Source organism: Pedobacter nutrimenti (assembly GCF_032678445.1).
Lineage (GTDB): Bacteria > Bacteroidota > Bacteroidia > Sphingobacteriales > Sphingobacteriaceae > Pedobacter > Pedobacter nutrimenti_A.
The window spans coordinates 337717-361020 of the sequence record NZ_JAVTSQ010000006.1 but is presented as its reverse complement, the minus strand read 5'-3'; the positions used below and the strand labels follow the sequence as shown (position 1 = coordinate 361020).

Below are 23304 nucleotides of genomic sequence, written 5' to 3'. Positions count from 1 at the left end.
AAACGTTTTACTAAATATTGAGCTATTATAAATAACACACTATAACGTAACACAACTGAAACTAAAATGAACAAGAAAAAGCTAAGTATTTTATCGCTTGGTGTAATGATTTCGGGCCTGGCCACGGCCCAGCAAAAGCACCATATCCATCCTTCTCCCAAAACAAGCGTCGTTGCTGTACAGGATCTTAATTATAAAACGAAGGCAGAAGAGACCTACAAAAACATCAACAGTTATTTTACAGACAGGAAAACTGGATTGTATTTTGAAACTACAGATACGGTGCACAGGGAAAATATTCATTCCTGGTTATGGCCGTTATGTGCGCTGGTACAGGCTGCTAATGAAATGGAACGGTTACATCCTGGAAAGAAATACATGGGACCAGTGGTAAAAGCCATAGACCAATATTACAATAAAAAGAAACCTGCAGCTTACCAGGATTATGTAACTTCTGAGCGGTTGAGCTCAAGGTTCTATGACGACAATCAGTGGATTGCTATTGCTTATCTTGATGCTTACAGAAGAAGCCGTAAACCTAAATACCTGCAGGTAGCAAAGATGATCTATACCTTTATGTTGTCTGGTGCAGACCAGCAAGCTGGCGGAGGGCTCTACTGGAAGGAAGGAGACCATTCTACTAAAAATACTTGTTCCAACGGGCCGGCCATATTGGTTGCACTCGAACTTTATAAAGCCACCAAAGAACAACGCTACCTGAAAGCCGCTAAAGAGGTCTACACCTGGACCAGCAAAACCTTACAGTCTGAAGATGGCCTGTTCTACGACAACATTAAAACCTCTTCCTTAAAGCTGGATAAAGCCTTTTATACTTATAATTCGGGTACCATGCTTCAATCTAATGTACTACTCTATGAGATAACCAAGGAGAAGAAATACCTTATTGAAGCTCAAAAAATTGCAGGTGCTGCTAAAGATTATTTCTATAAGAAAGATCGGCTCCCTTCTCATTACTGGTTCAATGCGGTTATGCTGAGAGGCTATGTCGCACTTTATCAAATTGACCATAATAAGGATTGGATTGATTTTTACAAACAAGACGCCTTGCAGATTTGGGAAAAAGAAAGGGATGAACAAGGTCTGTTGGGTAAAAAAGACACGAAATCATTAATTGACCAGGCAGGCATGGCTGAGATTTATGCAAGACTGGCTTTATTATCATCCAAAAATTAGAAACAATTACACAATGTTATGGCTCTAACCTAAAACCTCCAAATTAACTGCAACTTGTAGGTTTCAGGTTTTTACTTTAAGAAATAATGAAACGATTTACGCCTTAGAAAGTAAAGAGGCGAATCTAACTTAATTTCACGAAAAACTTCAAATCCAAATTTCTCGAACCAGGCTAGGTTCTGGGGTAAATGGGTTTCGAGATAAATAGGTCTTTTTCTTCTATCTGCATCTGCAATCAGCTCATCCATAAAATCAGTGCCTATTCCCATATTAACATACTCAGAATCTACCCCTATAAACCAAATATAATAACTGTGACGCTCATGGTGTTTACTCACAAATGCTTCTCTGGCCAAAACTTTCAGTGCACTTCTAAAGCCTACAGTTCCCAAAAGAAGTTCCACTTTCCAATAGGCACCCTTTAAAGACAATTGTTTCCTATCCGGATACAAGATTAAAGCACAAGCTTTACCATCATCTGAAACCAATACTTTTCCAAATACAGAACATACATTATACGCATACCTCATCAGACGGTCTATGCGATGTAATTTTTTGCTGTCCTGTTTAACCAGGTCATTTACTCTTGGGTTCTGTTCAAATGCCTTTGTAAGGATTTGTATAATCTTTTCTTTGTCTTTACGCTTTGCCTTAATCATAATTCTATTATTTGACTTTTAGAAATCCCGCCTTAACGACATAATTCCTCAGTTAATACTGTTATATCAATAAATAAAGTTTAGATATAGTTAAGTTTGAGTGACAATGAATCAAATTTACTTTTAAATTATGAAAATAGCAATTTATTGTGAGATAATTTGTTCTGATGTCTATGCAACACCTGGGTTACATATATTTCATGCCATCGTAATCCAATAATCTGCGCCAAAGGGCAATTTGCCCAATCATATTAGCCTCACGATAGGTGTTAAAGGAAATCATTTCAAACATGGAGAAGCTCATTCCTGGAAATTCCAGTATCTTGTTCAGTTGTTCTTCACTACTGTTCATTAACAAGTCTCTTAAAATTGGTGATATTTTCTCCCAATCCTGTCTGTATGTATCCAGAGAAGGGTAGATCGTATCGTCCTGGATACCTTTGTTATTTTTAAACAGATCATCGGCTGCTGATTTTTCTTCAGCTCCTAATAGATTGGCCAAATCAAATCTCTGCTGAACAAGACTACCTGCCAGCCATGCTATATGATTAGCTTTGGTGTCCATACGTTTTCCAGCATCTTCATCAGAGATACCCTCCAATGCACTTTTAAAAAACTTGGTATGCATATCGAAAAGAATTAAGAAAGCATACAAACGGGTACTTTTAGGTTTAATTTCCATGATGGTCATTTATTAATTTGAATACCTAAAGTTGGGAACAAATACCGGGAGATCAAACAAGTATAAATGACAAAATAGGGGGGGATTTACGCCAGAATCTTAGCATTAATTAGGAAATGCAATCAAGATGTTTGCTGGAAAGACATTTTAATAGTACTTTAGCTGTCAGCATTATACAAATGATAAATATTCTAAAAAATATCATCAGCAGACCTTCTTAATCCAGGTATCACCTGGGCTTTCCTAATTCGACCAACTTTCGTGTTTATTAATTTGCATCTGGCAGCTTCAGGCTATCAGCACTCTTTTATAATATAATTAAGCTTTTTAAAATGATTTTTGAAAACAACCTGGCTTTTGCCAAAAACCTTGACCAAAATGACCCGATTGGGCATATGAGAAATGAATTTTTATTTCCGCAACAAAATGGAGAACCATTTATATATCTGTGTGGGAATTCACTGGGTCTTCAGCCCAAAACTGCACGTGCAGTTTTGGACCGGCAAATGACCAACTGGGAGAACCTGGCTGTGGAAGGGTGGTTCAGAGGAGAGACCCCTTGGATGTTTTACCAAAGAGAACTAAAGAAATTGATTGCACCGCTTGTAGGTGCCCATCCGGACGAAGTTTCTCCAATGAATACACTGACAGTGAACCTGCATTTGCTCATGGTCAGTTTTTATAAGCCAAATAAAAACAGGTTTAAGATCATTATGGAGGCAGGTGCTTTTCCATCTGATCAGTATGCCATAGAAACCCAGGTAAGATTTCATGGATATGATCCGAAAGAAGCAATCATAGAAGTTTCCCCAAGAGAGGGTGAGTATACTTTGAGAACTGAAGATATTGTTTCAGCGATAAAAGACAATGGAAATGAAATTGCTTTAGTGCTTTTTGGAGGGGTTAACTATTTTACCGGCCAATTGTATGATATGGAAGCAATTACCAAAACAGGCCATGCCATAGGTGCGGTAGTAGGATTTGATCTTGCCCATGCGGCCGGGAATGTGCCATTGCAACTCCACGACTGGGGCGTAGACTTTGCTTGCTGGTGTTCTTACAAATACCAGAATTCAGGTCCGGGTGGCATTAGCGCTATTTTTGTACATGAGAAGCATTTTAACGACAAGAGTCTGAATAGATTTGCAGGTTGGTGGGGCTATGAGGCAGCAAGACGTTTTAAAATGGAAAAAGGCTTTGTACCAGAGATCGGCGCTGACGGATGGCAACTAAGCGGAGCGCAGATCATGCCAATGGCTTTATATCATGCCTCCCTCCAAATGTTTGAAAAGGTAGGATTTATGACACCACTAAGAGCTAAAAGCAAAATGCTTACAGCTTACTTTTGCTATATATTGAATGAAGTCAATCATCAGCTCGGAGAGGAACAATACAAGGTCATTACGCCTTTAACCGAAGAGGACCGCGGTGCTCAACTCTCTATTGTTGCTAAAGAAAACGGCAAACAGATCTTTGAACATCTTGTTGCCAATAATGTCCTTGGCGATTGGCGTGAACCCAATGTCATCAGGTTAAGTCCCGTACCTTTGTATAATTCTTTCGAGGATGTCTTTGAAACGGGAAAACTATTGCTTTCAGTTTGCAAAGAATTAAATTATTCAAAAGCATAAGTTTAAAATCTGATCATGGAACTTACACCTGAAATTATTGAAAAGCTGAACAAGCTTCAGGAAAAATATACTGCAATGGGGCAGGACATGTCTGCCTATCTGGATGGCTTATTGTATGCCGATTTCCTGACTTATTGGGATTATATTCATTTGGATACCCTGCTTAGTCTGCAGAGTCCTAAAACTCCTTTCCCTGATGAAGAGATATTTATCATGTATCATCAGATCACAGAGCTTTATTTTAAGTTATCCCTGCATGAGTTCAAACAGGTCGCTTCACATCCGTCTTTGACAGTAGCGTTTTTTACAGAAAGGGTAAAGCGTATAAACGCCTATTTTAATGCATTGACCACTTCATTTGATGTGATGGTAAATGGAATGGAAAAGGAGCAGTTTTTAAAGTTTCGTATGTCTTTATTACCTGCCAGCGGTTTTCAATCCGGGCAGTATCGTATGATAGAAATATCCGCAACTGATTTTAACAGATTGATAGATAAGAACAAAAGAGAGGAACTGGCCAATGCCTCAATAGAAGAACAATTTGAACATATTTATTGGAAGTATGGGGCAACCGAGCTTGCAACAGGCAAACAAACCCTTACTTTGAAACAGTTCATGAATAAATATGCGGAACAATTCTTGCAGCTGATTAAAGAGAGGGAGGAAACCAATTTTGCCGCTCTATACCAGAAATTTGCCGCTGACGGACATGACGTGAGCAAGCTTGCAGAAGAATTGCAGTATTTGGACCTGTTTGTAAACGTGGAATGGCCACTTTCTCATTATAAATCTGCAGTCCGATATTTGGAGAGGGACCCTGTTGATATCGCAGCTACCGGTGGAACCAACTGGCAGAAATATTTGCCACCGCGTTTTCAGAAACGGATCTTCTATCCCTTTTTATGGACAAAAGAACAAATAGATGAATGGGGTAAAGGCTGGGTGATCAGTGCATTGAAGCAATCAGCCAAAACGAAATAATCAGATCCAGCCAATAACAATGAACAAGTTGAATGAGATTACGGAATGTGATTATCATTAAATTAGTTTCAATGCTCAAAACAAAGCAGACGGTTAACCAAAAATTTTACTCTATAGGGAGAGTAAGTCGAGAGGTAGGGCCGGAGTGTTGATGATTCAACTTTCCGGCCTTCTTTGTTATTCTGGAAGCGTAAATGGAAAGGAAATCATATTGCCGTCAGTTTAATTACTCACTTCAAGCAAAGCAACAAAATATCATTTTCATGAAAGTATTTTTGATGTTGCATTTCTGATAAAATCTTTTCGTTCCTGTTTCTCGTATATTATAGTAATATAACTAAATAAACTATTTTAAATGGACCTGATAGCGTTGAAATAATTATTTAATCAAAGCTTTATCGGGTAAGAGGGACAATAGCGATGAAAACAATAGGAGAAATTATTAAACAGTTAAGACTGGAAAAAAACATGACACAAAGAGAGGTTTCAGAGGCACTTCAGATCACCAGTCCTGCCTTATCCAAAATAGAGAATGGTGGTACAAGCATTAACATCAACCGACTTGAACAAATTTCTGTTTTTTTTGGAGTTTCTGTTGCATATCTGCTCAATGAAGAGCCATCGGTCAACGAAATGGAATCATTAAGGTTTAAAATAGCTGAAAGAGAGCAAGAGATAGCTGCTCTACAGGGCAAGGTAATAGCCTTATATGATGAGGCACGTGTATTGGGAAAACGTTGAACAAATCTTTTTGATAACTTTATCCGCTACCTTTATTCTAAATTAACCGATCAATATATGATGCAGCCAAAAGAAAGCGGACTAAATCTGTTTACAGCACTTTTTAAAGAAATAGAGAACATACACAAACCTATCCAGAAATATTTTATGAGAAATCTGGACTGGGCGTATAAGACACTAACAGATGAAATCTTTGATGCCATAGCCAATAACAATCAAAAACAAGCCGCAAAGGAACTTACTGCAATCAGAAGAGAGCTCATCAAACTTCAGCAAATCACAGCGGTTGATTTGATCATCAAATTTGATCCTGAATGGCCCGGTCTTCGAAAACAGGAAAAAGACAGCCGACCTGACCAGTTCAGATCCGGAATGGTTTACCTGGTGATGGATCGGTTGGATATCGTTATTGAATTTTTAGTGAACTACAAATCAATTCCCCGAATTCCCAAAAAGATTTAATGGATTTTTGACCTTAATTTTGATACCATTTTCTTCTAAAAATTTTGTTTTCTGTAGGTGATCCGATCCCGAATTTAAATTGAGCCTTTTTCTGAAATTTATCGAAAAATGACCGATTTTGGTCAAAAGTGTTCACAGAGTCCAACGAATCGTTCACAGAGTCCAATTTTTTACTGATTTCATTCTATAGGTTTGTCTTTTGATCTTTCAATTATTTGAACAGATATGAAAGTTATTAATGACAACCAAATATTGTAAAATGAAAATGAAATCACATCTGTTGTGGCTACTAGGAACAGCGGCAATAAGTGCAAATGCGCAAACTGTTTATAAAATGCAACCTGTTGCCATCCAAAGCCGATGGGCAAAAGAGGTATCTCCTGAAAACGCATTAAAGAGCTATCCGAGACCACAAATGGTCCGGACAGGCTGGACAAATTTGAATGGATTATGGGATTATGCAATTACTCCTAAAGATACCGGACAGCCCACGGCATTTGAAGGCCAGATCCTGGTTCCTTATCCAATCGAATCTGCATTGTCAGGAGTGAAGAAAACTTTGCTGCCAACACAGAATCTATGGTATAAAAGGAACATCAGTTTTAGTCCTAAAACAGGTGAGAGGACGTTGCTCCATTTTGGCGCAGTCGATTGGCAGGCTACAGTTTTTGTTAACGGAAAAGAAGTAGGCCAGCATAAAGGTGGTTACGCAGCCTTTTCTTTTGATATAACGGATGCGCTGCGATCTGGTTCTAATGAGTTGACTGTAAAAGTATTTGATCCATCCGATCAAGGAACAGGACCTCATGGAAAACAGGTATTGAATCCACAGAATATCTATTATACACCTAGCAGCGGGATCTGGCAAACCGTATGGCTGGAGACAGTGCCAACTGTATCGATTGTAGATTTGAAAATGACACCTGATATTGATAAGGGTGTACTGAGTTTAAGAGTAACCACTTCTGCCGTCATCCCGGCGCAGGCGGGGATCTCCATCAAGGCTGTTGTTTCGGGATGTAGCGAGTGCGAGATTCTGAAACAAGTTCAGGATGACGATCGCACTCGAAGCATAGTGCTCAAAATACCAAATGCAAAACTCTGGTCTCCCGCAAACCCTTATTTATATGACTTAACAGTAAAGCTGGGAAAGGATGAAGTGAAGAGTTATTTTGGGATGCGTAAGATCAGCATTGGTAAAGATGCAAAAGGCATAGACCGGATCTTTTTGAACAACAAACCTTATTATAACCTGGGTACCCTTGATCAGGGATTTTGGCCAGACGGCCTATATACAGCACCTACTGATGAAGCCCTTGCTTTTGATATCAAGGCTATCAAAGCAATGGGCTTTAACACCATCCGCAAGCACATCAAAGTGGAGCCGGCCAGATGGTATTATTGGGCAGATAAGCTTGGTATGTTGGTATGGCAGGATTTTGTGAATCCTAATCAGAGCTTGCCGGAAGGTAGTAAAGAGGAATTCGAAAAAGGTGCTTTAGATGAAATGACTCAGTTGCACAACAATCCCTCGATCGTTGCCTGGGTACTTTTCAACGAGAAATGGGGGCAATATGATCAGCAACGTCTAAGTGAATGGGTAAAAAAGACAGATCCGTCCAGAATTCTTAACGGGCACTCCGGCGAATTGCTCTATGTGAATGAGCAGTTGCGCTCTCCGTCTCCAAATGCTTACGTTAGTGCAGACATGACCGATGTACACAGCTACCCGGATCCAATGATGCCCATTAAACAAGCCGGAAAAGCACAGGTATGCGGAGAATTTGGAGGAATAGGGGTGTTCATCCCTGATCACCAATGGTTAACAGGATCTGCCTGGGGTTATATCCAGGAAAAACCTGCAGCACTCAAAGCAAAATACACCATCATGAACCAGCATTTACAGTTGATGGAAAAGGAGGGGTTATCCGGTTCGATTTATACGCAGCCTTTTGACGTGGAAGGTGAACAGAATGGACTGATGACCTACGATCGTGAGGTGGTTAAAATCCCATTTGCTGAAATGAGGAAGATCCATAGTCAGCTAAACCCTGATTTAAAGGTCTCTCGTCGCGATTCTTCCCTCGAGATGACGACCAATTATGGTGTTACCGCTCAAAATGCAGATCTTACCGAGCCGGGTATCGCGTACAGTGTTATGTTACAGGAGTATATCGGCGGAAAACGTGACCTTTCCTTTCTGAAAAAAATGGCGATGATGGCTATGCAGGCAGGAGATAAACCTGGAGCCCTGCTTGCAGGTTCCGCTTATGTTTCTTCGCTTAAGATGCCATTATCTGAGGAAGATATCAATAATGTAGTTCAGTTTACCAAGAGTACAAAAGATGCGGGGTTTAACCTGATGAATACGAATGCTGATGCTTTCAAGAAGGTGATGGGAGACCGTAAATATACTGTAGCAATGATGAATATGATCCTGAAGGGAGAAATGGAACCATTGATGAACCAGGGAAATACAGATTGGACTGTAATAGAAGCGAGGGTTAAACCTTATGGAGCACCCGGAGAAGAAATTCTACTAAGGGCCAAAACGGTTGGATTCTACAACCAACAGGACTGGGCAAACTATGTTCCCGCTGCCAAAGCATATCTTGAGAAATTTGGAGCCAATATCCCTGAACAAGAAAGAAGTATGTTTCAGGGAGCTATTGACCAGCACAAGTAAGCGATTATGAATTGTTAGTTTTTTATGAATGATAAGTTAGATAACGTATATACCGGCAGTGGATGCTGCCGGTTATACAAATTAAATTAAAATGATGAAAGACATTGGAAATAAGATAAGAATGCTTAGGGTAAATTCGAGAAAGAAACAGCGGCACCTGGCCGAGGCACTTGGGATATCTATTCCCGCTTATTCTAAAATAGAAACAGGTATCACCGATATTAATACCGCACGACTTATAGAAATAGCCAATTATTTTGACGTTCGTCCGTCGCTATTTTTTGAGGATACAGAAGAAACAAAGAAAATGGAAGAGGATAGAAGACTACGTGATGCACAATTCAGGAAAATGGAAACCATGGTCAATGAATTGCAGGAAAAATTAATTGTCACACTCCAGGAAAATAACCTGCTGTATAAAAAAGTTGCAAATTAACCACAACACAACCAGGCCACCAATCGAAAAAGCCGCCTAACCAACGGCTTTTTCACTTTTTATACCGGATATATTCTCACTGACCAGGTAATCCATTCCAAGGTTGTATAAACATCTATACACAAAGTGTGTAATTACCTGTAGAATATTTACAATATGGTTCACAATTGTTTGAAATTCAATTTTTTAAGCGAATTAGTGTTTAGATTTAATTATTGATTTTTAATCGGTGTAACTACTAATGTCAACAGGAGGTTTATGTTATGAAATCAAACTATATCTGGTGTTCGTTGCTGTTAATTTTATTAACCAGCTGTGCGAGACAAAGAAATCTGGTCTACTTCAGCGATTTAAAGACGCAAGGTGATAATATCAGCACAATCGTAAATGACGGTGAACCCAAGATTTTAAAGAATGACGTACTAAGTATCGACGTGAATAGTACTAGTCCGGAATCGAATGTCATGTTTGCTGCAAACCCAACGTCGGTCAATATGAACGGGTTCTATGAAAAGCAAGGCTATAGAGTCAATGCGAGTGGCCGGATCAAATTTCCAGTGCTCGGTGAGGTCAAAGTAGAAGGACTCACCATCGCACAAGCCCAAAGCCTGGTTGAACAAGAACTTAACCGTTATGTGGTCAACTCCATTGTCAATATAAAATTTATGAATTTCAGAGTAACTGTTATTGGCGAAGTTAACCATCCTTCAACTTTTACCATTCCCAATGAGAAGATTAATTTACTTGAAGCCTTGGGACTTGCGGGCGATATGACACCTTATGGTAAAAGAGAAAACGTGCTGCTCATCAGAGAAATTGATGGAAAGCGTACCATGGTGAGGGTTAACCTCAATCATCAGAATGTACTAAACTCCCCATATTTTTATTTAAAACAAAATGATATTCTCTATATAGAGCCCGACAAAGCCAAATCAGTAGAATACAGTCATAGCAGCCGTTCTATGCCACTTATTGTGGCCACCATATCTGCAATTGCCGTATTGGCTACTGCATTTTTACACAGATAAGTTTTTGATATAAAATTTAAAGACCATGGCCTTGAATCAACTCTTTACCAGGTGCATTAAATACTGGTACATTTTTCTGATCTCAGTAATCATATGTATTGGAGTTGCTTATGCTTATCTTCAAACTACAGTACCTTTTTATAAAGTGAGCAGCACTCTGCTGATCCAGGATGATGCCAAAGGAGACGGCTTGTTAAAAGGTACTGCTTTTAGCGACCTAAACATGTTCAGGTCATCTAAAACAGTTGAAAATGAAATGGAGGTACTGAGGTCAAAAGACTTAATATACAAAGTTTTATACGATTTGGGCTTAGAGGTGAAGTATAGCTATCGGCTGCCCTTTAAGAAAAAGGAACTCTATGGTAAAACACTGCCCATCCAGGTTGTTGTACTTAGGTTAAATGAGCCAGCCTTTCTAAAAAAACTTTCTGTACAAAGCATTGCGGATGACAAGTTTGTCCTTAGAGACAGTAGCAGTAAAATTGTGTACCGTTATAACCAGGTCATCAGTCGGCCAGAATACAGTATAAAGATCACGAAAGCTGAGGCCTTCAACACCATGAATAAGCCGGTGGACATTAGTTTCGTCAATCTTCGTAAATCCGCTGAAGCCTACAGCTTAAATGCACTAACTGTTTTACCTGTGGTTAAAGATGCAAATACAATTGTTCTGAGTTTACTGGATGCAATCCCTGCAAGAGGCGTCGACATCCTCACCAGGCTGATTGACACTTACAATCAGGAAAACGTGATGAATAAAAACATCATGGCATTAAATACTATAAAATTTATAGACGGTAAACTGGGAAATTTAACTAAAGACTTGACAGGAGTAGAACAAGACGTAGAAAACTACAAAAGAAATAACCGGGTTACAGAACTGAACAGCGATGCTCAGATGAACCTTCAATCTTCCGGAGAATATGGACAGCAACTGGCCTCAAGCGACGTTCAGATTTCGCTGGTACAGTCGATCATTGGCTATTTAAACGGAGGCGACCATAAATTTGATCTGGTACCCACCACACTCGGATTAAAAGACCCGACTTTAATGAGCCTAACCGACAAATACAACAACCTCCAGATAGAAAGAGAAAGATTACTCAAAACCGTCAGAGTAAATAACCCCCTGGTGGTTAATATTTCAGACCAGCTCACCGGTCTCAAAGGAAAAATCCTGGAAAATCTGGGGGTTATTAAACGGGGGCTGGATCTGGAAAGATCAAGTCTGAGAAATAAGACTGCACAATTTGAATCCAGGCTCCACCAAACACCAGTTATTGAAAGGGGATTGATTGAAAGGAGCAGGGAGCAAAGCGTTAAGAATACGCTTTACCATTACCTTCTGCAAAAAAGAGAAGAGACCGAACTTTCGCTCTCTGCAACAATCCCTACATCACAAGTTATTGATAAACCTGCATATAATTCTACACCAGCTAAACCAAAAGTTCAATTGATTTACATGATCAGCATTTTATGCGGACTCTTGCTACCTGTATCTTTTGTGTATGCAAGAACTCAGTTGAACAATAAGGTAAGAGATTTATCTGATGTAGAATATGGCACCGGGCATGCCTTAATCCTGGGAGAGCTCAGCCATAATGGTCGAAAAGACCCTCTACTGGTTCACAGCGATCAGAGCACCACTATGGCTGAATTGTTCCGGTACATCAGAACCAGCCTCAATTTTATTGACAAAACCAATAGCAACCAGGTCTTACTCGTCACATCCAGTACTAAAGGAGAAGGAAAGACCTTTTTTACAACTAATCTCGGCCTTACACTCACCCTGTCTGGCAAAAAAGTTGTGTTGCTCGAATTTGATCTGCGTAAACCAGACCTGCTGAATAATTTAGACCTCAAAGCCACGACCGGTCTTTCAGAATACTTAAGCTCTTCAGAAATCAGACTGGAAGATATTTTAATGGAGGTTCCATCTTCCCCAAATTTATACACGATCGGATGTGGGAAAATTCCTTCCAATCCAGCAGAATTACTTATGAGGCCTAAAGTATCGGAGTTGTTTGCCGAATTGAGAAAACGTTTTGATTATATCGTTGTAGATACATCCCCTGTAGGCCATGTCGCCGACGCCTTCAGTCTGTCAACTTTTGCCGACGCGAGTATTTATATGGTAAGATATAATTTTACACAGAAGGCCGACCTTGGAATTTTCAAGGACATCTGCGAGCATAAAAAATTAAAAAATCCATTGTTGGTATTTAATGATGCCAGAAAAGAAAACAAGAACATGTACAGATATGGCAGATATGCCTATACTGCATAATTATAACCAGATACCCGGGAATAACCATCCCAGTTCAAGGTAGTCCTTCGGGATTTACGAAAGAGAAAACATCATCTTTTTAAAATTAAAATTTTCATGTAAGTGAGGTGGCGAAGCCGTGTAAGCAGAACAGATCTTTCTTAACCTAAATTATATTATGGAAAATTTAAATTCTATCAACAAACTCATGAATGAACGAAAATGGTTTGTGATTTATACCAGAGCGCGGTGGGAGAAAAAGATTGAAAGGGAATTGCAAATGGCAGGAATTACGGCATATTGTCCAGTGAGAAAGGTCAAGAATCAATGGGCAGACAGAGTGAAGGAGGTAGAGCTACCCTTATTTAGTTCTTATGTTTTTGTTAAAATTAACGCTAAAGAAGACCTGAAGGTGAGAACCACTACAGGGGTTATGAATTTTGTCTATTATATGGGAAAACCTGCCCAGATCAGAGATGTGGTAATTGACGAAATAAAATGCTTTCTCGAATTATTTCCAAGTTTGGAAGCGGTCAGTTTACAACAGCTCAGTGCCGGTGACCGCGTTATTATTAAAGAAGGTGTAATGACACAGAAGCAGGGAGAAATCCTGCAGGTAAGGGGCAAAAATGTTCTGGTCGTTATAGACTGTTTGCATTGTGCGCTGATTACAAAAATACCGGTATCCAATCTCGAACTGATTAATTAGACACCGATAACCATGATAAAGGAACCAGAAGCAGATCAGGTAAAAATAGGTATCATCGGACTGGGCTACGTTGGCCTTCCCCTTGCGGTAGAATTTGCCAAAAAATATAAGGTTTTTGGTTTTGATACCAGTGTGGAACGGATTGCAAATTTGAAAATAGGCTTTGACCAAACCAGAGAAGTAGAGGAGCATATCCTGCAATCTGTTCTCACCAATGATTGTACCACACTAAAAGGATTGTTTTGTACCAACGAACCTGAAATGCTGCGAAAATGCAGCAGATATATCGTAACAGTACCCACTCCGGTAGACAAAAACAAACATCCGGATCTGAGACCATTAATGGCGGCCAGCAAAATGGTCGGAAGCGTACTGAAGAGAGGGGATATCGTGATCTATGAATCTACGGTATACCCTGGAGTAACCGAAGATGAATGTGTGCCTGTACTGGAAAAGTATTCTGGTTTGAGGTTCAATAAAGATTTCTTTGCGGGATATTCCCCCGAAAGAATTAATCCGGGAGATAAGGAGCACACTGTAAGCCAGATTTTAAAGGTCACCTCTGGTTCTACACCGGAAGCGGCTGAAAAGGTAGATGAACTTTACCATTCTGTAATTGCAGCAGGTACGTTCAAGGCTTCTTCTATACGAGTAGCCGAAGCGGCAAAAGTTATCGAAAATGCGCAGCGGGATATTAATATCGCTTTTATTAATGAGCTTGCCATGATCTTTAACCGTCTTGGGATAGATACGGGAGAAGTATTGAAAGCTGCCGGAACAAAATGGAATTTTATTAAATTCAAACCAGGGCTTGTAGGCGGACATTGTATTGGTGTCGATCCCTATTATCTAGCGCAGAAGGCACAGGAGATGGGATACCACCCCGAAATCATCCTCGCAGGGAGAAGAGTAAACGATGCAATGGGCGCATATATAGCCGATGAATTGGTTAGAAGAATGGTCGCGAAGGGGCACAATTATCAGAGCGAGGTATTAATTCTTGGATTTACTTTCAAGGAAAATTGCCCTGATGTTCGGAACACAAAAGTTATTGATATTGTACGGAGACTAAGGGAATACCAGATTAAAGTCGTGATCCATGACCCATGGGCAAATCCAAGTCAGGTAGAAAAGGAATATGGTGTAATTTGTCAAAACGGAGAATCCAAAACAAGAACTTATGATGCTATTGTATTGGCAGTTGCACACGAAGATTTCAAGGGTATGGACATCTCGGCAATGTGCAAAGAAAACACGGTTGTGTATGATCTGAAATCTGTATTGCCAGATGCTGTGGTGAATATGAGGTTGTAAAATATACTCTAAATCTGAATGTCAAATGCCACGCTTAAAAGAACTCGATGTATTAAGAGGTATAGCTGCGTTAAATGTAGTTCTGTTCCATTATACAACTAAATTCAGACTCAATTTTGGTCATCACTATTCCAGTAGTTACGATTGGGACTATGGTCAATACGGCGTTGAACTGTTCTTTATGATTAGCGGATTTGTGATTTTTATGTCTCTGCAAACAGGTACAACATTGGAGTCCTTTGCATTTAAAAGATTTTCGCGGTTATACCCAACCTATTGGATTTGTGTATTGATCACCTTTGTGGTTATCGCCCTTGCTGGTGATCCGCTCCTGGAACCACAAAGCTTTTCTATATTATTGTGGAATATGACCATGGTTCAAGGTGCCTTTAATATCCCAAATATTGATGGCGTTTATTGGTCACTGATTCCTGAATTGCTCTTTTATCTGATGCTCGGCAGCTTGTATCTTCTAAAGGTGTTACCCTACACCAGGGCGCTTGCGGTGGTCTGGCTTTCGTTGATGACATTAAATACATTTTATGGCCTTCCTTTGGGTGCCTATATTTTAAACCTGCAATATGGGATGTTCTTTATGGCCGGGATCTTGTTTTACAAATTAAAATTCGGGCAGGGAGACTGGCGGGAGCATCTGTTGATTGGCGCCTGCTTTCTGACCGCAATGGTGGTTTATCCTTCTGTTCATTTTTTCTATGTATGCCTGGTCTCTTTTTTATTGTTTTACCTGTTTGTTTATAACCGGATAACATTTCTAAGCTGGAAACCATTCTTATTTTTAGGCTATATCTCTTATCCCTTATACCTGCTCCACCAGAACATTGGCTTTATACTCATCAGGAAACTTGGCTTGTACCTCAGTAGTGAAGTGGTCGCTATTCTGATCACCATTATAAGTATGATCTTACTTGCCTGGATCGTAACCAGGTTTATTGAGAAACCTGTTCTGCATTTTTTAAGAAACCTTCATTTCAACAGAAGCCGTATTTCTGGTTATTTTTTGAAATAGCTTACACCTGTATCGTACTAGACATTTGACGATGAGTTTGAAACAAAAAACCTTATCCGGTCTGATCTGGACTTTTATACAGCAGTTCAGTGTACAACTCATCAGCTTTTGCATCACTATTATCCTTGCCAGGATACTGTTACCTAAAGAGTTTGGCCTACTGGCAATGCTGTCTGTTTTTATTGCCGTTGGCAACTCCTTGTTGGAAGGTGGTTTAACCTCCTCCTTAATCCGTTCATCGGGTTTAAGCCAGGAAGATTATTCTACCGTGTTTTTCTTTAACCTGGGTGGAAGTGTAGTGATTTATCTGCTGGTATTTATGATGGCTCCCTATATTTCTGCCTTTTACCATCAGGATGTTTTAACACTGGTATTACGGGTTTATGCGCTCGACTTCATTTTGAATGCCTTTTTTGGTGTTCAGAACGCACGTCTTACCAAAGAAATGAATTTTAAGATACAGATGGCCATTCAGATTCCTTCTGTATTCATTGGCGGGCTACTTGGTGTAGGCCTTGCTTTAAATGGGTTTGGGGTTTGGAGCCTGGTCTGGATGAACCTGCTGCAATCTTTTATTTCCACACTGCTACACTGGATGTATTCAGGTTGGCTACCATCTCCGGTTTTTAGTAAACGCTGCTTTAAACAGCATTTCCATTTCGGTTATAAAATGACTTTGACTGGGCTGCTCGATATCCTTTACAGGAATATTTATGTACTCATTATTGGAAGATATTTCTCCATTACACAACTGGGCTTTTATTCAAGGGCAGATTCAGTCAGTCAGCTGCCTGTATCCAATATCTCGGCGGTGATCAATAAAGTAACCTATCCGATGTTTGCCACGATAGTGAATGATGATCTGCAACTGAAAAGAGTCTATAAAAAGCTGATGCAACAGGTGCTTTTCTGGAACGCACCAGTTTTGATATTTCTTGCCGTGGTTGCCGAACCCTTGTTCAGGCTATTGCTCACGAGTAAATGGCTCCCGGCAGTTCCTTATTTTCAGATTCTCTGCATGGCTGGCGTCATCTATCCTTTACATGCCTATAATCTGAATATCCTTAAGGTGAAGGGGAGAAGTGACCTGATCCTTAAACTGGAAATGATCAAGAAGGTACTCTGTGTGGCCGGAATACTCGGTGTGGTGTCTTTTGGCATATACGGGCTGCTTTATTTTCAACTCGGCTTTAATTTTCTGGGCTATTATATTAATTCCATTTATAGCAGTAAACTGATTAACTACCCCGTCAGGGAGCAAATCAGCGACATTTTCCCCATACTGGTCATTTCATTTTTATCCGGGATTTTCTGTTATGCTTTGGATCATTTTTATCTGCAATACCTGCTGCCGGATACACTCCGGATCCTGATAGACGGATTGTGTTTTTCCCTGATTTATCTCGGTAGCAGCAGCCTCTCCAAGTTGAGCGCTATACATGACTTTAAACAATTAATTCTTAAACCATGATACCTGTAACTAAACCTTTTCTCCCAAAGATCCAGGAGTTTGAAGAATACATCAGCAGTATTTGGGAGCGTCAATGGCTCACCAACAATGGCCCGCTGGTCAATGAGCTTGAATTGAAGTTAAAAACCTATTTAAATGTAAAGCACTTGCTTTATGTGGCCAATGGCACCATGGCACTGCAGCTGGCGATTAAAGCCCTTGAACTGACTGGTGAGATCATAACCACGCCTTTTTCTTTTGTGGCCACTACCAACAGTATTTTATGGGAGGGCTGCACACCGGTTTTTGCAGATATAGATGCAGAAACTTTTAATATTGACCCAGCTAAAATTGAATTGGCCATTACCCCCAAAACATCAGCCATCCTGGCTACTCATGTGTACGGAAATCCATGCGATATTGAAGCCATACAGGCCATTGCAAATAAATATGGACTAAAAGTGATCTACGATGCAGCCCATTGTTTTGGAACGAAATACAAAAACAAATCGGTATTTGAATATGGAGACATCAGTACAACCAGCTTTCATGCAACCAAGCTTTTTCATACAATTGAAGGCGGAGCCGTTTTTACCCAGTGCCCGGATTTGCTCCGGAAAATGGCTTTGATGAGAAATTTCGGACATAATGGTCCGGATGAATTTGCCGATGTAGGCATCAATGGAAAAAGCTGCGAATTCCATGCAGCGATGGGATTGTGTAACCTGAAACAAGTAGACGAGATCCTGGATAAAAGGAGGTTGCTTTCCTTTTATTACTGGCAGAAACTGGGGAACTTACAAGCAAGTTATCCTAAATTGAATGCAGATCTGGACTATAATTATGCCTATTTTCCAGTATTGTTCCATTCAGAAGAACTCATGCTGAAATGCCTGAAAGCATTGGAAAATGAGAAAGTCTATTGCAGGAGATACTTTTATCCAGCGCTGTCTACACTTCCTTTTGCAAATCCAGCCAGCATGCCAGTTTGTGAATCTGTTGCCCGAAGGATGCTTTGTTTGCCCTTGTACCATACCTTAACCTGTAGTGATCTGGATTTGATTACCCGGGTATTGCTGAGAACACAAAACTATGATGAGCCAGCAGAAACCGAAGCCGCTGTCTATTCCATCCATAAACTTTTAGCCTGATGCATAGCCCGTATCCGGTTATGGTAAGTGTTTGTTGCATCACTTATAACCATGAGAATTACATTACACAGGCCTTAGAGAGTTTTCTCATGCAGGAAACGAATTTTGAGGTGGAAATACTGGTCGGAGAGGACTGTTCTACAGATAATACCAAAGCCATCATAGCCGAGTATGCCCAGCGATATCCTGGAAAAATCCAGCTTATTGCACATCAGCCCAATAAAGGCGCGGTTAGAAATCAGATAGATGTAATGTCCAGGGCAAAAGGTAAATATATTGCCATGTGCGATGGAGATGACTTTTGGATTGATCCATTTAAACTGCAGAAGCAAGTAGACTTTCTGGAAAGCCATGAGGATGGCGTAATTTGCTGTACTTATTCCAGAGTTATCGATGAAAACGACCAGGTCGTTTACGAACACCCGGAACCAAGGTCGCTGGAATTTGATTATCCAGCCATGTTGATGGGTTTACGGGAAGAAACCCGCATCTGCTCGTTAATGGTGCGAAATATACAGGAGGTGATGGACATAAAAAAACAGCAATGGTATTACCATACCCATGGTTCAGATACCCTGTTTAAACTGTACGCAGCTTTCCAAACCAATCACAAAGTGTATGTCCTGCCTGAAGTGATGAGTTGCTATCGTTTACATGCAGGTGGCGTATGGAGTATGATCGATTCCAGACTGAGAAAAAGCAGGATGATCAGTGATTTTAACCTCATGATCCGAAATTTTAGTTATTCGGCAGTCATGAAACGCAAATTGTTTAAGATGTATTTGCAAAGATATTTATTGTTTGATCTGCGGTACTTAAATATACAACAAGCATTAACCACCATCCGTACATTATTATAAAGTCATGAAACTCGTATTAGTGATCAATACTCTGGAAAAGGGTGGGGCAGAACGCGTACTTTCTTCACTGGGCAACAGCCTGAGCAACCGGGAGTATGAAGTGACCATAGTTTGCCTGAATACCGCAGTTCCGGGTTATCCAATTACTGAAAAAGTTAAAGTAATCAGTTTACTCGATAGGAAAAACAAGGATACCGGCTTTCAGCGGATCCGTTATGCTGCTTTAACCGGAATTCGTTTTAGCAAATTTCTGCGCAGCGCAAAGCCCGATTTCGTTATTTCTTTTATGACCAGCGCTAATCTTTGGACAGGAACCTGTTGTCTGTTGCTCAACATCCCTTATGCCGTTTCAGAACGCACCACACCAGATCATACGCTTAAATGCTTTAACGCATTGATGAAACGCTTCTCCTACTTCATTTATAAACACTCCAGGGCAATTGTTACTCCAGCAAAAGGCATTGAAGATTGTATGAAATCCTACCCGTCTTTTAACCGCTTAAATAATTATAAAGTGATCAGAAACCCCATCTTCGATTTCAAGACCGTGCATGCAGGACAAGTACACTCCAGAAACTACATTCTCGGTGTAGGCAGGCTTTCTGAGGTCAAAGGCTTTGATTTATTGATCATGGCTTTTAACAATTTGCGGCACCTGGATATAGATCTGCTGATTGTTGGAGAAGGGGCTGTACGACAATCACTCTGTAAGCTCATCTCAGATTTGGATTTACAGGACAGGGTAATTTTAACCGGAGCAAAAGATAACCTCCGTAGTTATTACGAACAGGCAGAAGTATTTGTGCTTCCTTCCCGAAATGAAGGCTATCCAAATGCTTTAATTGAGGCCATGAGTTTAGGTTGTGCCTGCGTTGCTTTTGACTGTGAATTTGGACCATCAGAAATCATAGTAAATGAAATTAACGGTGTATTGATTGCCAACCAGAACATAGCGATGCTCTCCCAAGGAATTTTAAAGATTCTTAATGATCCCGTTTATCAGCATAAGCTCAAGAACAGAGCAAGACTTATCCGTCAGAACAATGATCTTGAAGTAATCTCCAGCCAATGGGAGGATCTGATCCTCTTTAACTCTTAAATTTTTAAAACTATGAATATTCCTTTTTCTCCTCCTTTTATTGATCAGGCAGTGATTAATGAGGTTCTTGACTCGCTGTATGCCAATTGGATTACTTCTGGGCCCAAGGTAAAAATGCTGGAAGCCGAAGTGGTTAAATTAACCGGTTCTGCAGCAGCAGTATGTGTCAATTCATGGACGTCAGGCGCTATGCTGATGTTAAAATGGTTTGGAGTTAAAGAAGGAGATGAGGTCATCGTGCCGGCCTATTCCTACTGCGCGACAGCGCTGTGTGTATTGCATTGCGGAGCAACTCCGATCATGGTGGACGTTCTGGAGGATTGTACCCTGGATCCAGTAGAAGTAAGAGCCAAAATTACCAGCAAGACAAAGGCAATTATTGCTGTAGACATTGCCGGGTTACCCTGCAAATACGACCAGTTGAAAACGATAGTCCGGGAACCGCAGATCATGGACTTGTTTGAAGCAGAAAGTTCAAGACAAACAACACTTGGCAGGATCCTGCTGATTGCAGATGCAGCACATTCCATTGGCTCGTACTATGATGGACTTTCTGCAGCTTTACAGGCAGATGTAACCATTTTTTCTTTCCATGCGGTAAAAAATATTACCACTGCAGAAGGAGGCTGTATCTGCTTAAACCTGCCAGCCAGTTTTGACAACATAGAAGAGTTTAATTTTTTAAAGCTTTTTTCCTTAAACGGACAAAATAAGGACGCTTTTGCCAAATCAAAAGGGGCAAACTGGAAGTATGATATTCTATTAAAAGGCTATAAGGTCAACATGCCCGATGTTTGTGCAGCTATTGGCCTTGCCCAGATCCGGAAATATACATCAACACTTCTTCCTTTGAGAAAAGACATCAGCGAGAAATACTGTGAAGGATTTAAAGGCCAGCACTGGTTTATCGCCCCGGTAACCAAAGACGATCATCGGGAAACCTCCTATCATTTGTTTCCCTTGCGTATCAAAGGAATAACCGAGGCCCAGCGCGATCAGATCATTGAAGACCTGGTTGGCAAAGGCATCGTTGTTAATGTCCATTTTATTCCGATGCCCATGCTAAGTTATTTTAAAAGTATTGGTTATGAGATCAGACATTATCCTAACAGCTATAAACTGTATGCCTGCGAAATTTCTTTACCGATCTATCCTCAGCTTACCGATCTTGAAATCAGGTTTATCATCGACAGCGTTATCGAAGCTGTACAAGTCAACATTAGCTATGAATACGAAAAGAATGTTTGATGTGGTATTTGCCATTCTGGGTTTGCTATGCCTGCTTCCTGTATTCATTATGGTGATCATCTGGCTGAAACTCGATTCTGCAGGCGGAATTTTCTACAAACAGGTACGCGTAGGGCTGAACCAGAAAAATTTTGAACTCTATAAGTTCCGGACCATGTATTGTGGCTCAGACCGCTCGGGTTTACTTACCGTAGGCAATCATGATGCACGCATAACCCCTGCGGGCTACTATTTGAGGAAGTATAAAATTGACGAACTGCCTCAGCTGCTCAATATTCTGAAAGGGGAAATGAGTTTTGTTGGGCCAAGGCCAGAAGTCTGCAAATACGTGGACATGTACGATTCAGATCAAAAAAGAGTGTTAACTGTAAAACCTGGAATCACAGATTGGGCTTCTATACAATTCATAGATGAAAATCAGCTTCTGGAGCGTTCAGACGATCCAGAAGACTTCTATATCCATACGGTGATTCCCTTAAAACTTAACCAGAACCTGAAATATATTGATCACCATAATCTCTGGATTGACCTGAAAATTATTTCTTATACACTCAGGAGTATACTGCACCGGTAATGCTTAAGGATTTACAAAAATGAAGAGCTTAAAAATCCTGGATTGGCCGGAAAAAAGATTTTATGGAGAAAGCCACCCTTTTCACCGCTGGAAAAACGAATTTCTGGCCCATGGTTTAAAAGTAGAGTTCTATACAAATCATTTAGACAAAAGGCTGGCAGATGCAGATTATCTGCTGTTGCACTCCAGATATTTTGCCGGTGGATGGCAACACTTGCAAACAAGAAACGCACAAAATGAAGCAGAGCTGATCTCTTACCTTCAAAAAATGAATACACAGGCGGGCAGGTTGATCTGGTTCGACTCGGCAGATTCTTCAGGCTCTTCAGATTTTCCAATCATCGCTTATGTAGATGTATTTCTCAAGAAACAAGTGCTGAAAGATAAAAAGTATTATACCGCTGCAAACCAGGGGAGGAATCTCCGGCTCTGGCTCGATCTCTTACCCAAAAACGCTAAAACAGTATTTGAACCTTGTCCGGCAAACCAGATTCAGAAAATTAAAACAGGATGGAACATCGGTTTTAACGACTATCGGTTCTTTGGCTATAAAATGAGCAGACTGAGTAATTACTTAAGCTATAAAGTCTATCCGCCAAGATTTTCAACCGTTGTTAAAAAAAGGAGCCTGGATCTCACCTTCCGGGGAACAATCCATCAGGATCAGGGACAGATAAAAGGCATCTCAGATCAGCGGAATTATATGTTGGCTTTGTTTACTCAATTGCAGCTGCAAATTGCCAGTGGCTGTAATGTAAGCAAAAGCAGGTATTGGAAAGAACTTAGAAATTCCAAGATTGGCCTGAGTCCATTTGGATGGGGGGAAATCTGTTACCGTGATTTTGAAACTTTTATTTCAGGAGCGCTATTGGTTAAACCACTAATGAATCATTTGGAAACCTTTCCGAATCTCTATCAGGAAAACGAAACCTATATCCCGGTTTCATGGGATCTCCTCGATCTGGAAGAAAAACTGGACCATTTAATTACCTATTACAAAGCCCATCAGGACATTGCTGCTTATGGGCAGGAAGTTTACAGAAAAGCTATTTACGATGCCGAATCTTTTGTTCAACAGATTGAACAGGGAATTGGCAAGATCTAAA

General features: G+C 40.3%; 21 protein-coding genes. 19 read left to right on the top strand and 2 right to left on the bottom strand.

The genetic code is table 11. The features are described 5' to 3' along the window. Positions 1-66: 66 nt before the first annotated feature. Entirely contained in the window at positions 67-1194 is a 1128-nt protein-coding gene (locus R2S08_RS13070) for a glycoside hydrolase family 76 protein (protein ID WP_316835603.1), read from the top strand. A gap of 71 nt (positions 1195-1265) precedes the next feature. On the opposite strand, the gene R2S08_RS13065 is transcribed toward R2S08_RS13070, so the two are convergent. Together R2S08_RS13065 and R2S08_RS13060 are read right to left on the bottom strand one after the other, a co-directional pair. Next, a complete protein-coding gene (locus R2S08_RS13065; protein WP_316835602.1) occupies positions 1266-1853 on the bottom strand; it encodes a GNAT family N-acetyltransferase in 588 nt (195 codons plus the stop codon). 187 nt (positions 1854-2040) lie between these two features. After that, positions 2041-2535, bottom strand: coding sequence for a DinB family protein (locus R2S08_RS13060; RefSeq protein ID WP_316835601.1), 495 nt, complete (start codon positions 2533-2535; stop codon positions 2041-2043). 332 nt (positions 2536-2867) lie between these two features. On the opposite strand from R2S08_RS13060, the gene kynU reads away from it, so the two are divergent. From kynU to R2S08_RS12970, 18 genes are all read left to right on the top strand, one after another. Then, positions 2868-4166 (top strand): kynureninase, encoded by a 1299-nt coding sequence (gene kynU / locus R2S08_RS13055; RefSeq protein ID WP_316835600.1) that lies wholly within the window; start codon positions 2868-2870, stop codon positions 4164-4166. Between the two features lie 15 nt (positions 4167-4181). Beyond that, positions 4182-5147 (top strand): tryptophan 2,3-dioxygenase family protein, encoded by a 966-nt coding sequence (locus tag R2S08_RS13050; RefSeq protein WP_316835599.1) that lies wholly within the window; start codon positions 4182-4184, stop codon positions 5145-5147. A 420-nt stretch (positions 5148-5567) separates the two neighbouring features. Continuing rightward, positions 5568-5888 (top strand): helix-turn-helix transcriptional regulator, encoded by a 321-nt coding sequence (locus R2S08_RS13045; RefSeq protein WP_316835598.1) that lies wholly within the window; start codon positions 5568-5570, stop codon positions 5886-5888. Between the two features lie 57 nt (positions 5889-5945). Continuing rightward, positions 5946-6350: a hypothetical protein gene (locus tag R2S08_RS13040; protein WP_316835597.1), complete on the top strand. Its 405-nt coding sequence runs from the start codon at positions 5946-5948 to the stop codon at positions 6348-6350. Between the two features lie 259 nt (positions 6351-6609). Next, positions 6610-9036 carry a glycoside hydrolase family 2 protein gene (locus tag R2S08_RS13035; RefSeq protein WP_316835596.1) on the top strand — a complete coding sequence of 809 codons (2427 nt, stop codon included), beginning with the start codon at positions 6610-6612 and terminating at the stop codon, positions 9034-9036. A 91-nt stretch (positions 9037-9127) separates the two neighbouring features. Then, positions 9128-9472 (top strand): helix-turn-helix transcriptional regulator, encoded by a 345-nt coding sequence (locus R2S08_RS13030; RefSeq protein WP_316835595.1) that lies wholly within the window; start codon positions 9128-9130, stop codon positions 9470-9472. A 263-nt stretch (positions 9473-9735) separates the two neighbouring features. Next, a complete protein-coding gene (locus R2S08_RS13025) occupies positions 9736-10500 on the top strand; it encodes a polysaccharide biosynthesis/export family protein (protein WP_316835594.1) in 765 nt (254 codons plus the stop codon). 25 nt (positions 10501-10525) lie between these two features. Beyond that, entirely contained in the window at positions 10526-12787 is a 2262-nt protein-coding gene (locus R2S08_RS13020; protein ID WP_316835593.1) for a polysaccharide biosynthesis tyrosine autokinase, read from the top strand. 157 nt (positions 12788-12944) lie between these two features. Next, complete coding sequence (locus tag R2S08_RS13015) at positions 12945-13475, top strand: UpxY family transcription antiterminator (RefSeq protein ID WP_316835592.1); 531 nt, start codon at positions 12945-12947, stop codon at positions 13473-13475. A 12-nt stretch (positions 13476-13487) separates the two neighbouring features. Further along, the gene (locus tag R2S08_RS13010; RefSeq protein WP_316835591.1) at positions 13488-14789 is read left to right on the top strand and encodes a nucleotide sugar dehydrogenase; all 1302 of its coding nucleotides are present in this window, start codon (positions 13488-13490) and stop codon (positions 14787-14789) included. A 25-nt stretch (positions 14790-14814) separates the two neighbouring features. Beyond that, positions 14815-15816 (top strand): acyltransferase, encoded by a 1002-nt coding sequence (locus R2S08_RS13005; RefSeq protein ID WP_316835590.1) that lies wholly within the window; start codon positions 14815-14817, stop codon positions 15814-15816. Positions 15817-15847: 31 nt separating this feature from the next. Then, the gene (locus R2S08_RS13000; RefSeq protein ID WP_316835589.1) at positions 15848-17287 is read left to right on the top strand and encodes a lipopolysaccharide biosynthesis protein; all 1440 of its coding nucleotides are present in this window, start codon (positions 15848-15850) and stop codon (positions 17285-17287) included. After that, positions 17284-18417 (top strand): DegT/DnrJ/EryC1/StrS family aminotransferase, encoded by a 1134-nt coding sequence (locus R2S08_RS12995; protein WP_316835588.1) that lies wholly within the window; start codon positions 17284-17286, stop codon positions 18415-18417. The genes R2S08_RS13000 and R2S08_RS12995 overlap by 4 nt, the downstream gene beginning before the upstream one ends. Then, positions 18417-19277 carry a glycosyltransferase family 2 protein gene (locus R2S08_RS12990; RefSeq protein ID WP_316835587.1) on the top strand — a complete coding sequence of 287 codons (861 nt, stop codon included), beginning with the start codon at positions 18417-18419 and terminating at the stop codon, positions 19275-19277. Before R2S08_RS12995 ends, R2S08_RS12990 begins: the two co-directional genes overlap by 1 nt. Positions 19278-19281: 4 nt before the next feature. After that, the gene (locus R2S08_RS12985) at positions 19282-20376 is read left to right on the top strand and encodes a glycosyltransferase family 4 protein (RefSeq protein WP_316835586.1); all 1095 of its coding nucleotides are present in this window, start codon (positions 19282-19284) and stop codon (positions 20374-20376) included. Between the two features lie 12 nt (positions 20377-20388). Then, a complete protein-coding gene (locus R2S08_RS12980) occupies positions 20389-21624 on the top strand; it encodes a DegT/DnrJ/EryC1/StrS family aminotransferase (RefSeq protein WP_316835585.1) in 1236 nt (411 codons plus the stop codon). Continuing rightward, the gene (locus R2S08_RS12975; protein WP_133778153.1) at positions 21602-22198 is read left to right on the top strand and encodes a sugar transferase; all 597 of its coding nucleotides are present in this window, start codon (positions 21602-21604) and stop codon (positions 22196-22198) included. The genes R2S08_RS12980 and R2S08_RS12975 overlap by 23 nt, the downstream gene beginning before the upstream one ends. 19 nt (positions 22199-22217) lie before the next feature. Continuing rightward, positions 22218-23303: a glycosyltransferase family 1 protein gene (locus tag R2S08_RS12970; protein WP_316835584.1), complete on the top strand. Its 1086-nt coding sequence runs from the start codon at positions 22218-22220 to the stop codon at positions 23301-23303. The last annotated feature ends 1 nt before the right edge of the window (position 23304 follow it).

Bases quoted from the DNA above. Each gene is read 5' to 3' on its own strand.
- R2S08_RS13070 (WP_316835603.1), top strand. From the start codon at position 67: ATGAACAAGAAAAAGCTAAGTATTTTATCGCTTGGTGTAATGATTTCG.
- R2S08_RS13065 (WP_316835602.1), bottom strand. From the start codon at position 1,853: ATGATTAAGGCAAAGCGTAAAGACAAAGAAAAGATTATACAAATCCTT.
- R2S08_RS13060 (WP_316835601.1), bottom strand. From the start codon at position 2,535: ATGGAAATTAAACCTAAAAGTACCCGTTTGTATGCTTTCTTAATTCTT.
- kynU (WP_316835600.1), top strand. From the start codon at position 2,868: ATGATTTTTGAAAACAACCTGGCTTTTGCCAAAAACCTTGACCAAAAT.
- R2S08_RS13050 (WP_316835599.1), top strand. From the start codon at position 4,182: ATGGAACTTACACCTGAAATTATTGAAAAGCTGAACAAGCTTCAGGAA.
- R2S08_RS13045 (WP_316835598.1), top strand. From the start codon at position 5,568: ATGAAAACAATAGGAGAAATTATTAAACAGTTAAGACTGGAAAAAAAC.
- R2S08_RS13040 (WP_316835597.1), top strand. From the start codon at position 5,946: ATGATGCAGCCAAAAGAAAGCGGACTAAATCTGTTTACAGCACTTTTT.
- R2S08_RS13035 (WP_316835596.1), top strand. From the start codon at position 6,610: ATGAAAATGAAATCACATCTGTTGTGGCTACTAGGAACAGCGGCAATA.
- R2S08_RS13030 (WP_316835595.1), top strand. From the start codon at position 9,128: ATGATGAAAGACATTGGAAATAAGATAAGAATGCTTAGGGTAAATTCG.
- R2S08_RS13025 (WP_316835594.1), top strand. From the start codon at position 9,736: ATGAAATCAAACTATATCTGGTGTTCGTTGCTGTTAATTTTATTAACC.
- R2S08_RS13020 (WP_316835593.1), top strand. From the start codon at position 10,526: ATGGCCTTGAATCAACTCTTTACCAGGTGCATTAAATACTGGTACATT.
- R2S08_RS13015 (WP_316835592.1), top strand. From the start codon at position 12,945: ATGGAAAATTTAAATTCTATCAACAAACTCATGAATGAACGAAAATGG.
- R2S08_RS13010 (WP_316835591.1), top strand. From the start codon at position 13,488: ATGATAAAGGAACCAGAAGCAGATCAGGTAAAAATAGGTATCATCGGA.
- R2S08_RS13005 (WP_316835590.1), top strand. From the start codon at position 14,815: ATGCCACGCTTAAAAGAACTCGATGTATTAAGAGGTATAGCTGCGTTA.
- R2S08_RS13000 (WP_316835589.1), top strand. From the start codon at position 15,848: ATGAGTTTGAAACAAAAAACCTTATCCGGTCTGATCTGGACTTTTATA.
- R2S08_RS12995 (WP_316835588.1), top strand. From the start codon at position 17,284: ATGATACCTGTAACTAAACCTTTTCTCCCAAAGATCCAGGAGTTTGAA.
- R2S08_RS12990 (WP_316835587.1), top strand. From the start codon at position 18,417: ATGCATAGCCCGTATCCGGTTATGGTAAGTGTTTGTTGCATCACTTAT.
- R2S08_RS12985 (WP_316835586.1), top strand. From the start codon at position 19,282: ATGAAACTCGTATTAGTGATCAATACTCTGGAAAAGGGTGGGGCAGAA.
- R2S08_RS12980 (WP_316835585.1), top strand. From the start codon at position 20,389: ATGAATATTCCTTTTTCTCCTCCTTTTATTGATCAGGCAGTGATTAAT.
- R2S08_RS12975 (WP_133778153.1), top strand. From the start codon at position 21,602: ATGAATACGAAAAGAATGTTTGATGTGGTATTTGCCATTCTGGGTTTG.
- R2S08_RS12970 (WP_316835584.1), top strand. From the start codon at position 22,218: ATGAAGAGCTTAAAAATCCTGGATTGGCCGGAAAAAAGATTTTATGGA.